This is a genomic window from Petroclostridium xylanilyticum (genome assembly GCF_002252565.1).
Classification (GTDB): domain Bacteria; phylum Bacillota; class Clostridia; order SK-Y3; family SK-Y3; genus Petroclostridium; species Petroclostridium xylanilyticum.
The window spans coordinates 112166-124571 of record NZ_NPML01000011.1; the positions used below are offsets into that span (position 1 = coordinate 112166).

Below are 12406 nucleotides of genomic sequence, written 5' to 3' on the forward strand. Positions count from 1 at the left end.
TGTAGTTTGATAGCAGCTTTTTTATCATCTAATTTTTTATTCAGACTATCTGTTGCATCAATACATTCTTCTACTCATTAATATTAATTATTCTATACTATGCAAGAACTTTTTTGATTATGCTAATTTTTTTCTTTCTTGTGTATGAAATTATTATTAACCGGATAAACTACTTGTGGGTAAGTATGTGCCTATTCCTCCTGTACCTGGCAACATAAATTCAAGAACGACAAACTTTACTTAGGACAGCATGGTCCTACATATTTGCCCGAATAGCATGGTTTAGATTACCTGCTTAGGTCATATACCTATGCAGGTAATTTACTTTGGAATGTCATTATCTTTCATCTCTTGTCTTAGAATCTGGAAGTCCCGTAGTTAATGGGAACAAAGTTTTAGTTTTTTAATCAGTATAAAAACTAAATAATTGATTATAACTAATCTCAAGGTATAGCTGCCATTTAACATTTATTGTTTTATTTGCAATAAAAAGTTATATACCGTTCTAAAGCAAGCTAGAAAAGATTTGGCAAACCAAATGCTTCAAAAACAGACATATGAAGTCGATTCCGTCACCGGCGCTACAATAAGCTCTATCAACTGGAAGTTAGCCGTCAAAAGGGCTTTAGAAAAAACTGTAAAATAAAAGTAAATCAACGTATATACAAAAAGCACTCTAATTAACGGTTAGAATGCTTTTTCAAATTACTATTTAATGCTATTATTCAATTTCTTTTTTATCCATAAGTTCTGTCAGTGATGCAGCTAGCCCCGCAAGCCCCTGGATTTCAGAAGGAATAATAATCTTTGTTGCCTTGCCGTCAGCAACCTTCTGAAGGGCTTCCAGACTCTTAATGGCAATAACAGCCTGATTCGGGTTGGATGCATTCAACATCTTCAAGCCTTCCGCAGTAGCCTGCTGTACTTTAAGAATAGCTTCCGCCTGCCCTTCCGCTTCTTTAATTGCAGCCTCTTTCTTAGCCTCTGCTCTCAGTATCGCTGCCTGCTTTTCTGCTTCTGCTTCCAAGATTGCCGATTCCTTTTTCCCTTCAGCAACTAATATTGCAGATTTTTTCTCACCTTCGGCACGCAGTATGGCTTCTCTTCGTTCTCTTTCTGCTTTCATTTGTTTTTCCATGGCATCCTGTATTTCTTTCGGCGGGATAATGTTTTTCAATTCTACACGATTAATTTTAATTCCCCAGGCATCGGTGGCTTCATCCAGGATGGATCTCATCTTGGTATTCACCGTATCACGGGAGGTTAAGGTTTCGTCCAACTCCAGATCCCCAATAATATTTCTTAAAGTGGTAGCGGTAAGGTTCTCTATGGCTGACATCGGGTTATCAACGCCATAAGTGTACAGCTTGGGATCGGTAATTTGAAAATAGACTACCGTATCAATCTGCATGGTAACATTATCTTTTGTAATCACAGGCTGCGGTGCAAAATCAACCACCTGTTCCTTCAGTGATACTGATTTCGCAACCCTGTCAATCAATGGAACTTTTACATGAAGTCCCACATTCCATGTAGTCATATAAGCACCCAGTCTTTCAATGACATATGCATGCGCCTGCGGCACCACTCTAATATTCGTCACAATTAGGATAAAAGCAATTACAATTAAAATTAAAATCCACATTAAATACTCCCCCTATCTTTCCAATTTTTTTACCACTAATTTTACACCTGAAATATCCAGAATCTCTACCCTTTCACCTTCCGGAATTTCTTGATTATCAGAAGACCGTGCAGACCATATTTGTCCCAGCACTTTTACCTGTCCTCTGCCGTTTGCAACATCAATCCTTTCGGTCACAACCCCCTTTTCTCCAATTAACCTGTCTGCATTTGTTCTTACCGTTCCAACTTTTAAATATTTTTTTATGATAGGCCGTGTGTAATATAAAAGTATTCCTGATGATAGTAGAAAAATAACAATTTGATATTGAAGAGAAAATCCAATTGCCGCACCTATAAGAGCAAGAAGTGCGCCAATGGCAAACCATATTGTTACTACCCCTAGTGTTACCGCTTCAATAATTCCTAAAACAATAGCAATAATCAGCCATAACATTACATGAGATATCCCCGGATACATAACTTAACCTCACCATCCTTATAACAGATCGGGAATAATAAAAAAGAATAGAACTCCAAATCCATTTTAAAATAATGAAACATCAAATAAATTCATTGATTTGGCTTTCATTCCTTATATATGTAGTATACCATTTATTGTAATAATAAACAAGTAAAACTACCACATAATTTTTATGCGTATACGTAGCCAAAAAGAACTTGTTAAAATTCGAAAAAATATTTTCCTTCTAATCGCTTGGCAGCCGCCATCAAGGACCATTGCCCAGTTCCGTATAGATTGATTTTATTTCTTCGTTATGTCCATTGTCGGAAGATACAGCATCTTAAGCAATGACTCATCTGTAGGAAATATGTTCCTTAATTCGGTAACCTTGCCAAGCTGCCTTAGGAAATACTGCTTTTATTGCTTCACTGAAACCTGTTAATTCATCTACTGATGCAAAGTTTAAATATTAATATTTCCATTTTCGTCTTATCCTCTGCTCCAAATTTGATAATAATAAAATTTTAGCTCTTTAAGCCTGATGTTGCAATTCCCTGCACAAAGAATTTTTGGAAAATCAAAAATATTATTAACATAGGCAATATAGATAATAACGCAATTGCCATTAAAGAGTTCCACTCAACATAAAACTGACCAACTAATGTACTCATCCCCAACTGTACGGTATACATTTCTTTTTTACTAGTTATTATGAGTGGCCATATGAAATCATTCCATCTCCACATGAAAGTAAAGATTGCTAATACCGCAATCAATGGTTTGCAGTTTGGCAATATAATCTTTATAAATATTCTGAATTCACTTTCACCATCTATTCTTGCTGCTTCAATGAGTTCATAAGGTATATCTTCCATAAACTGTTTGGAGAGAAATAATCCAAAGGCTTCTGCAGCTCTTGGTACCACCAAACCTGTATAGGTATTTAACCAACCTAAAGTTGAAACAATTATAAAATTAGGGACCATAATAATTTGCATAGGTATCATCAAAGTTGACACAACCAATATGAATAATATTTTTCTACCTTTAAATTTATGTTTCGCAAAAGTATATCCTGCCAACAGGTTAATAAATACCGTTAATATTACTGCCGAACTAGCAACTATACTACTATTCAAAAAATATCTCCCAAAGGGAGCCATATTTAAAGCCGTCTTAAAATTTGACCATGCAGGATTTTTCGGAAAAAGTGCAGGTGGTCTCAAAAACAGTTCACTGGAAGGTTTAAGGGCTGTTGATAACATCCAAAAAAAAGGAAACATTATTACTATTGCTGCCCCCAGTAGGAATATAAAGGCTAATTTATCTTTTAAAGCTTCTCTTTTTCGCATTATTCATTATCTCCTTGTACAATTAATATTGTATTAAATCAGTGACCGAAGCCACTGTTCGACCCATTAAAAATCATTGTTAACATAACACTTCAAACTTCATACTTTTCTAAACATCAAGCACATCATACGGCTTCACATCTTAGCCATTATGCCAGCACCTGTTGGCCTGAACCTTGAAAATCATGTATAATATCTTCCGGACTTGGAAGGTGTGTGTATCACCTCCTGGGACGGACCTTAGCGGGCCGATTACCCGTGTGAAAGAGTATTTATCCATTCCGGTAAGTCTACATGATTTGGCTGGTTGAGGCCAGCTAATAAGCTGGTTCCTCGTGTCACATGCAAGGTTGTTTGCTTACATGGGAAGGAATGGAGGCTTTTAAGTCCATCAATCTTGTAAAGGAGGCATTTTTAATGAATTTCAGACCCATTGCAGGCATTGATGTGGGCAAGTTCTTCAGTGAGATGGCGATTCTTTCTCCATCCAATGAAGTAATTGCCCGCATGAAGATTCGCCATGATTCCAGTACCGACGTTGAAAGAGCCGTTGAATTGCTGAAAAAAACGGAAAAGGACTTTGATTCAAGGCCTTTCGTCGTCATGGAATCCACCGGGCACTATCACAAAATCCTTTTCCATTCACTTTGTAAAGCTGGATTTGAGGTTTCAGTAACAAACCCCATCCAGACTGATTCTATCAAAAATATTGGAATTAGAAAAGTGAAAAATGATAAAGTGGATGCCCGGAAAATTGCATTGCTCTACAGATTTCAGGAGCTTAAAACTACTAATATCCTCGATGAGGATATTGAATGCTTAAGGAGCCTTTGCCGCCAGTACTACAAGCTCTCTGACGAGCTTACTGCCTACAAAAACAGGTTTACGGGTATTGTTGACCAACTCATGCTAAACTTTAAGGATGTATTCCCCAACATCTTTTCAAAGGCTGCTCTTGCAGTCCTGGAGGAGTATCCTACGCCTGCCCATATTCTTAAGGCTGACAGGAACAAGCTGATTTCAATGATTCAGGAAAAGTCCCACAAAAGCCTTAAATGGGCAACTGAAAAGTATGAGCTTTTGGTCTCCAAGGCCAGAGATTTTGAACCTTTGAGCATTCACAATTCCTCAAATATTGCCATGCTCGGTGTGTACATCTCCATGATCAGAACCCTGGAGGAAAACCTGGAGAAAGTCCTTAAAGCCATCCATAAGCTGATTGATGAGGACCTGGCAAAGGACATGCCTGTACTTGCATTGACGCTTGAACTCTTGCAGAGCATTCCCGGCATAGGCCTTCTGTCTGCTGCCACCATTCTTGCGGAGATTGGCGACTTTTCGGCCTTTAAAAAGCCGGGCAAGCTGGTTGCTTATTTCGGCATTGACCCCTCTGTCATGCAGTCCGGAGAGTTTACCGGTACACGTAACAAGATGTCTAAGAGGGGTTCAAGGCTGCTTCGCAGGGTGCTTTTTACAATTGCTCTTGCCAATATCCGTACCAAGAGGGATAAGACAGCTTGCAACCCTGTGTTACTGGAGTTTTATCAACAGAAGTGCCGGAGCAAACCTAAAAAAGTAGCTTTGGGAGCTGTTATGCGTAAGCTTGTTAATTATATTTTTGCTGTTCTGAGGGATAGAAAGCCTTATCAGCTACGTAGCCCCCAAGAGCATGCGAAGAATCTTGCAGCAAAGCATACAGCAGCTTAATAGTACTTGTACTTGATGTTCAGTTTTCAAAGAGCAACTTATTATTTCAGACCAGCTATTTTATGTCTACTTCACTTAGGTGGTCTTGTTGTCATGCCTTTGATTAACGTCAGGAGTCTAAAAAAATTTCTCAAAATTTTTCTTAAAAACTCTTGACTTTAATTAGCTGGTCTTTCAGTTGTTCGGCAGCATCATGCAACTTTTTTATTGTGTGTGAAAAAGCTATATATTGCGGGCATACATCATCACATCGTCCACAGCCAACACACATGTGACCGTCTGTTTTAAATCTTTGCTTGTAGTCATACAGCTTGTGCAATGCTTTAAATCTCATACGGTCGCCTATTTTATCTCTGAAAGCATGTCCACCGGCAACTGTGGTGAACTTATCGTTTAAACAGCCTGTCCATGTGCGACGGCGTTCACCGATTTTACTGTTTTGCGTATAGGTTGTGTCGGTGGTGTTAAAGCAGGAGCAGGTAATACATACCGCATTGCATGCACCGCATCCAACGCAACGTGAATTATACTCGTCCCACATTGAAAGCTTATATATTTCAGGAACAAGCTCAGGGGTTATATCAGGGATAGTAACAGTGGTTTTATTTTCGGTTACAAACTCCGGAGTAAATTCACATGTTTTACCGATATTAAACAGGTTTTCAAAGCTCTCGTCCTTTACCTCAACGAGTATTTTGTCAGCTTCTTTATTAAAGCGCATCGCAAGCTGATAATCATCAGTTTTGTTTGCACCCATAGAGCAGCAGAAGCATGATTCCCAACCACCGCCACACTCAAGCAGAACAAATTTAACCTTTTCACGCAAGCGTTTGTAATAAACGTCCTCATGTCCGCCGTTTTCAAGGAATATCTTATCAAGACGTTTTATACCGTTTATATCACAGGGACGGGCAAATATAATAATTCCCTTATTATGAACCTTACTTTCACGATATTCGTCCTCTGTAAAATAGAAAAGTGTTTGGTTAATCGGATATATTACCTCTTTAGGTGAATAGTCACCCCTATGTTCAAGCTCAATTTCAGATACCGATTTTATTTCATCGTACCTTACAAGGTCGGTATCGGAATATCTGCCTTTTTTGGGGAAACGCTTAGGCGCATATATTTTATAGCTTTTTCTAAGCTGTAAAAATATATCGTCTACCTGTTCATAACTTAAACAATACGACACAATAATTCTCCTCCGATTTTATTTATGATTTATTTTAATTTAGAATTACAAATTCTATACATTAAAAGTATAAGTCCGGTAAAGCAATTTGTAAAATAGTTATTTCTTATTAAAATTACAGCCATATACCTATGAATACAATGGACGCAAAAAAGGACGTGATTGTTGGCTGAGCCACAAAATTACAATCACGCCATTAGTTTGCAAATGAATATTTACCTTTAAATTATGAAACAATGACGGCAGCTACGGCGAAAAGGGCAATTCTATCGATATGTTAGAGCAATTATTAAAGGCTACTCAATTTGATATTGTATATGCCTGCGGACCTAATGAAATGCTCAAAGCAGTTGTCGAGATAACCGCAAAAACAAAAGTCAAATGTCAGGTATCCCTTGAAGAAAAAATGGGCTGCGGAGTGGGCGCTTGCCACATTTGCGTATGCAAAACAAAGCATGGTGCGGATAACACTGAAAAGTACACACGTGTCTGCTGTGACGGCCCAGTTTTTGAGGCTGAAAGGGTGGTGTTTTAAATGGCTGATTTAAGAGTTACTATCGCTGGTGTGGAGTTTAAAAATCCTGTTATTATGGCTTCTGGTATATTTGGTTACGGCAGAGAGTATGAGAAAATGTATTCACTTTCAAGGCTTGGCGGAATTTGTGTAAACGGTATGACCTTAAAAGAAAAGCCCGGCAACCCCACACCACGCATTGCCGAAAGCTATAGCGGCGTTTTAAGCAGTACCGGAATGCCAAACGATGGCATAGACAAGTTTCTGTCTCATGAACTGCCAAGCTTAAAGACTAAGGATACTGTCATTATTGCAAATGTTGCAGGCGAAAATATTGATGAGCTTTGCAAAATAGTAGAAAAAGCATCCGCCAGCGATGTGGATATGATAGAAGTAAATCTTGCCGCACCGAATATGCAAAAAGGCGGTTCTGCCTTTGGCGCTTGTCAGATCCGCCTAATTTAACACATATACCTGAAATGGCAAACGGCGCTGATGCAATCTCACTGATAGGCGCTGTTCCTGCTATGCGGTTTGATGTGAAAATAAAAAAACCGCCTTTAAAGGCTAATTTCGGCGGACTTACAGGCTCGGCTGTATTTCCGATAGCACTAAGAATGGTATATCAGGCGGCTCATTATGCGGTGAAAATCCCTGTAATAGGGCTTGGCGGAATAAGCTGCTGGCAGGATGCCGCCGAAATGCTGATTGCAGGAGCAAAAGCGGTTCAGATAGGCAGTATACTGTTTTCAAATCCGTATGCACCACTTAATATTATTGACGGACTCACAAATTATCTTGAAAGAGAAAACATTGACAGTATCGAAAAGCTCTGCGCAAGCGGAGAGCTAATGTCATGCTGATTTATTCTCAAAACTGTTAATTAAATTTTCCACCGCCATAATTCCCATATTCTCTATAGCTTCATAAGTAGATGCAGAACAGTGAGAACCTATTATTATATTGTTCAGTTTTAAAAACTCCTCATTCTCCGGAGGCTCCTTTTCAAAAACATCAATTCCTGCTCCCCAAATCCTATTTTGCTTTAATGCCCAAAGTAAGGCTTCTTCATCAACAATTCCGCCTCTTGCAGTATTAACAAGAACCGCAGTCTTTTTCATCATTTCGAATTGCTGGTAACTGATTAAGTTTTTTGTCTCACTAGTAAGTGGTAAATGCAGACTGATAAAATCACTTTCTCGCAATAGCCTTTCAAGAGAAACATATTCAATACCATTAGCATATGCATACTCCGTATCTTGAAACAAATCATACGCCAATACTTTCATATTAAATCCGGAAGCTCTTTTAGCAACTCCTTTTCCGATACTTCCCAATCCAATAAGGCCTAGTGTTTTACTCCACATATCAACGGTAGTAATCTTATTCCAATTCAAATTTCTGCATTCCCGGTCAATCACTAGTATCCTTCTTGCTACCCCAAGCATTAATGCTAGTGCATAGTCAGCAACAGCGTCACTATTTGCCCCTATAGTCTTTGTCACGGATATTCCATTTGCTTTTGCATACTGTAAATCTATGTTATCTGTACCTACCCCATATTTAGATATAACCTTTAGCTTTCTTGCGTATTTCAACACATCGCTGTTAAGAGGGTCTACTCCAACTATGACTCCATCTACATCTTTTATTTCATTAATCATTTCATCTTGTGTCATGATTCTGCCATAGGGATTCATTATTATTTCATAGCCCTTCTCTTTTAACATATCAATAGGCTTTGAATTATTTTTCCCGAAGGAGCGGGGGGTAATTAGTATTTTATATGACATCGTTTCTATTTCACTCCTATTCCACAATTTTTTGGAAAATCTTTATTTAAATATCCACATGGTTACTGCTTGATATTCACTTATTGGTCATAATTCATGGACTTTACTCCTTAATCTGTTGTCTATAGTATTTTAAATACTTTTCAAACCTTTCTGTATAAAATTCTTTTTTACTGCAATCTGGCTCACATCTATTCTTCATTAAAGGCTTTATATCTTTAACAGAAGCTATCTCTCCAGCTGCTTTAAGGCCCATGTAGGCAGTACCTAGCAATGATGCATGCAAAAGACCATCTACATAAACCGGTAATCCAAAAATAGAAGCTGCCATAGAAAGCCAGAACGGCGACTTTTCTATTCCGCCAGAAATACTTATGAACTTTGGCGGCTGCCCTACTATGGGAACAGTAATATCATAGCAATGCTTTAAATTGAAAAGTACTCCTTCAAGGGTAGCATAATAAAGATCATAAATATCATTATTTATTCTCATTTCGCACATCATGCCACTTTTAGTATCATCCCATCCTGGGCAACGTTCCCCTGCCAAAAAAGGAAGAAAAATTGGGGCATTTCCTTTTAACAAAGCCTCTTCCGCTCCCTTGTCCAATTCTTTTAGGGTGATACCTCCATTAAAGCCAAGGACTTTTTTACCCATCCAATCCACGCAGTTGCCTGCACCAGCCGTGGCACTGCCGGCAATCCACATATTTTCAACTCCCACGTAACACCACGTGGACGGATAGTTGGCAAGCACCGGCTTTTCCGTTGAAATTCTCATGGCTGCACTGGTTCCCACCGAAAGTGTCATAATATTATCACTAAAGGCACCTGCCGCTATCTGGTTCATACATCCATCGGCACCAGTTATAAGTACCGGTATGCCTTCTTTAAGTCCTAAAATACCAGCTGCTTCTTTTGTTAAAGTTGCAGTATATTCAGAATCGACCAGCTTTGGCAGCATTGTATCATCGATGCCGGCGAGCTTTAAAGCTTCCTCATCCCAATTGAGAGTATGAATGTTTAAGAAACCACCGGCTGAGGTGGTACTTTTTGAAACAGCAAACTCACCCGTAAGCTTCAAAAATAAATACTCCGGCATGGACGCTATGAAGGAAACATCTTTCACATTACCGCTTTCCTTCTCATACATATATTTCCAAAGAGTATATGTTACATGAATGGGACAGCCTGTGCGCTTATAAAGCGAAGTAAAAAGCTGGATATCTTTCCTGTACTTTTCAGTAGTTAATGATGCTTTTGTATCGGCCCATGTACTCAACCGTGATATAGGCTTTCTGTTTCTATCAAGCATCAGAAGACTATGGCTCCATATACTGCAGGTAGCTACCATATCCACATGATTTATACCTTTCTGCTCCAGCAGCTGTTTACCTGCCAACATAGTTTCCGCCATTATTTTATCGGCGTCAAACGTTACCGTATCACCCGCGTCGGAAGAATAATTTTTTTGCAGTATTCCAATTATCCCTTCTCCACTTTTATAAAGCATAGCTTTAGCCGATGCTGTGGATGCCTCTAATACTAAAATAAGCATTTAATCAAACTCCCCTCACCCTATATCAAACCTGCTCCTAGTAGTCCAAAGGCCAAGCGCTGGATTGCTTACATAAAATATTTCTTCACCGTTTACAGTATTAAATCCATCCTTTAAGCTGTTTATGTCATACATTTTAAGAGCATCTTCTATAGGCATATAATCATATTTTATTGATAGTACCTGTTCTTTTGTCATTTTCCCAGGAGCGTAAGTAATCTTAAATCGCCCTTCGCTGGAGCCGTGTATCAAGTGCGCAGCAACAGAAAGATTGTTTCTCAAATCCTCATTATTGCGGACGGCATCTAAAACCTCATCACGGCAGATATATCCATATTTTTTAATCAGTCTGTCATTCTCCAAATCCTCTCCACAAGCGTGAAGAGCTGGAGCTATAACTATTAACTCACCGCCGTCAGCTATCGCCATACGGGTTCTATAGATCGATTTGTTGCCTATCCATGTAGTTTTAAATTCTTCTGGGTCAAGATATACAACCGCTTTTTGGATAGGCTTATCTAAAAAGTTCAGATTTTTTTCATGACTGACTTTTGCTGTTTGAAAAAACAGTTCATCACCCGTTCCGATGGAAACAGCCTCAACCTTAAGTCCGGATTTATCTATAGTCGTAACAGTCAAAATATATATAAGAGGAATATGAGATAGGAAATTATTCACTCCATAGTTGTAAAGCTTCCTTACAGGCGTATCCGCTCTACCCATAATCCGCTCCATTCCGTACAAAGCGCCTAAATAATGACTTTGATTTATCATTTTGCTGCCACCGCAGCCTACCATGATATTTTTCGTATAGCTTGCAAATCCGGCAATCTCATGAGGAACCACCTGACCTATCGATATGATAAGATCATACTTTTTATCAAGAAGTCTTTTGTTCACTTCAACGTCAATACTATTATCCATGTAGCCGTCTGAAATTTCTTTTACATAATCTGCCGGAACTTCACCAACTTTAACTGTATCATTTCTCCAATTATGAGCAACAAATCTGTCACGGGGTATAGCACCAAACATTTTTGTTATCTCGCCATCAGTCATGGGTGTGTGGGTTCCAAGAGCCGGCATAATATCTATGTTTACATCTTTAAAGTACTTATAAAGCATATTTACTATATCTCCGGCATAAGAGTTAAGCCTTGAAATATCCGGCGGCAAGATTAATATGTTTTTGATACCTGAATAATTACCCAAATACTCACTGATATTCTGTTCTATCTCCTGCGCACTAATGCCGTTTGGAGACTTGGCAGTTAAATATCTGTTTTTCATCGCTATCTTCTCCTTCTATAGTTGGTTAAATTGAATAAACTCAATTACCCTTTACGCTTTGGAACATCGTGTAAATATTATTTTTAGCATTTATCATATGTATCTCGATACATTTACGAAGTTCAGCTTCATCTTGGGCTACTAAAGCATTATATATTGCCTCGTGTTCTTTAACCCCTGCTATCATTCCCGCCCTATCCTGCCTACCATAAACATAGTAAGCATAGGTATGCGTCCCTAGGTTATTATATATTTGCAAAATTTTCTTATTTCCAGAGCATTTGATAAACAGTTGATGAAATTCCTGATCTAAATAATAATTTTGAAAATAGTCATTTACATCCGCTACATTTTCTATAATCTGCTTATGTTCAGTCAGGTTTTTTAAAAATTTTTCTTTGATATCAGAATCCTTTTTAAAAATCTGTATTGCCTGCTTTATATAATACGTTTCAATCATAAACCTTATATCCAATAATTCCTCAATTTCTTCCCACTTAATACTTTTTACTTTCATTCCCTTTCTAGGAATACTTTCCACCAGTCCTTCAGTTATAAGCCTGTTTAAAGCCTGCTTAATAGGCGTTTCACTTATTCCATACCGCTCGCTTAATTCCCTGAGAACGATTTTTTTTCCAGGTATAAGCGTCCTTTCTGTAATGTCTTTTTTTAACGCCTTATATGCAACTTCTACTAATGTTTGGGTCTGGTAATGCATTGTATCCAACCTGTATCGCCCCCTTTACAGTCCAAATACCTTTTTGCTTTACTTTACTAAAGTTTTAGATTTAAAATTTAAAATCTGTAATAATATATTCGTCATATATTTAAAAAATCCTGCAAAAAATCGAGTAGAAGCTGAATAATTATTTTATTCAGCGTCCTCTCACACCACCGTACGTACCGTT

At 38.2% G+C, this 12406-nt stretch carries 13 protein-coding genes; 5 read left to right on the forward strand and 8 right to left on the reverse strand.

Features of this window, described 5'->3' with window-relative positions; all coding sequences use genetic code 11:
• The first annotated feature begins 538 nt into the window (after nt 1–538).
• Entirely contained in the window at nt 539–646 is a 108-nt protein-coding gene (locus CIB29_RS19635; RefSeq protein ID WP_423241293.1) for an FMN-binding protein, read from the forward strand.
• 75 nt (nt 647–721) lie between these two features.
• Here CIB29_RS19635 and CIB29_RS06260 read toward each other — a convergent pair whose 3' ends face one another.
• From CIB29_RS06260 to CIB29_RS06270, 3 genes are all read right to left on the reverse strand, one after another.
• Nucleotides 722–1645 (reverse strand): SPFH domain-containing protein, encoded by a 924-nt coding sequence (locus CIB29_RS06260; RefSeq protein WP_094547841.1) that lies wholly within the window; start codon nt 1643–1645, stop codon nt 722–724.
• 12 nt (nt 1646–1657) lie between these two features.
• Nucleotides 1658–2104, reverse strand: a complete 447-nt coding sequence (locus CIB29_RS06265; protein WP_094547843.1) for an NfeD family protein — start codon at nt 2102–2104, stop codon at nt 1658–1660.
• 509 nt (nt 2105–2613) lie between these two features.
• Nucleotides 2614–3441, reverse strand: coding sequence for a carbohydrate ABC transporter permease (locus CIB29_RS06270; protein WP_094547845.1), 828 nt, complete (start codon nt 3439–3441; stop codon nt 2614–2616).
• Nucleotides 3442–3858: 417 nt separating this feature from the next.
• Between CIB29_RS06270 and CIB29_RS06275 the strand changes: the two genes are divergently transcribed.
• Entirely contained in the window at nt 3859–5148 is a 1290-nt protein-coding gene (locus tag CIB29_RS06275) for an IS110 family RNA-guided transposase (protein WP_094547847.1), read from the forward strand.
• 142 nt (nt 5149–5290) lie between these two features.
• On the opposite strand, the gene asrA is transcribed toward CIB29_RS06275, so the two are convergent.
• Complete coding sequence (gene asrA / locus CIB29_RS06280) at nt 5291–6343, reverse strand: anaerobic sulfite reductase subunit AsrA (RefSeq protein ID WP_094547849.1); 1053 nt, start codon at nt 6341–6343, stop codon at nt 5291–5293.
• Nucleotides 6344–6617: 274 nt separating this feature from the next.
• Here asrA and CIB29_RS06285 point away from each other — a divergent pair, with 274 nt between their 5' ends.
• From CIB29_RS06285 to CIB29_RS19565, 3 genes are read left to right on the forward strand one after another with little or no spacing between them, the layout of a single operon-like run.
• On the forward strand, nt 6618–6878 hold the full coding sequence (locus CIB29_RS06285) for an iron-sulfur cluster-binding protein (RefSeq protein WP_094547851.1): 261 nt from the start codon (nt 6618–6620) through the stop codon (nt 6876–6878).
• On the forward strand, nt 6879–7322 hold the full coding sequence (locus CIB29_RS19560; protein WP_341444385.1) for a beta/alpha barrel domain-containing protein: 444 nt from the start codon (nt 6879–6881) through the stop codon (nt 7320–7322).
• Nucleotides 7301–7720 carry a beta/alpha barrel domain-containing protein gene (locus CIB29_RS19565; protein WP_341444386.1) on the forward strand — a complete coding sequence of 140 codons (420 nt, stop codon included), beginning with the start codon at nt 7301–7303 and terminating at the stop codon, nt 7718–7720. Before CIB29_RS19560 ends, CIB29_RS19565 begins: the two co-directional genes overlap by 22 nt.
• Here the strand turns inward: CIB29_RS19565 and CIB29_RS06295 are convergent.
• The 4 genes from CIB29_RS06295 to CIB29_RS06310 form a co-directional block, all read right to left on the reverse strand.
• Nucleotides 7712–8650: a phosphoglycerate dehydrogenase gene (locus CIB29_RS06295; protein WP_094547853.1), complete on the reverse strand. Its 939-nt coding sequence runs from the start codon at nt 8648–8650 to the stop codon at nt 7712–7714. The genes CIB29_RS19565 and CIB29_RS06295 overlap by 9 nt on opposite strands.
• Nucleotides 8651–8753: 103 nt before the next feature.
• Nucleotides 8754–10208 carry a gluconokinase gene (locus CIB29_RS06300; protein ID WP_094547855.1) on the reverse strand — a complete coding sequence of 485 codons (1455 nt, stop codon included), beginning with the start codon at nt 10206–10208 and terminating at the stop codon, nt 8754–8756.
• A gap of 15 nt (nt 10209–10223) precedes the next feature.
• The gene (locus tag CIB29_RS06305) at nt 10224–11498 is read right to left on the reverse strand and encodes a nickel-dependent putative hexonate epimerase (protein WP_094547857.1); all 1275 of its coding nucleotides are present in this window, start codon (nt 11496–11498) and stop codon (nt 10224–10226) included.
• A 40-nt stretch (nt 11499–11538) separates the two neighbouring features.
• A complete protein-coding gene (locus tag CIB29_RS06310) occupies nt 11539–12216 on the reverse strand; it encodes a GntR family transcriptional regulator (RefSeq protein WP_242965088.1) in 678 nt (225 codons plus the stop codon).
• Between the last annotated feature and the right edge of the window lie 190 nt (nt 12217–12406).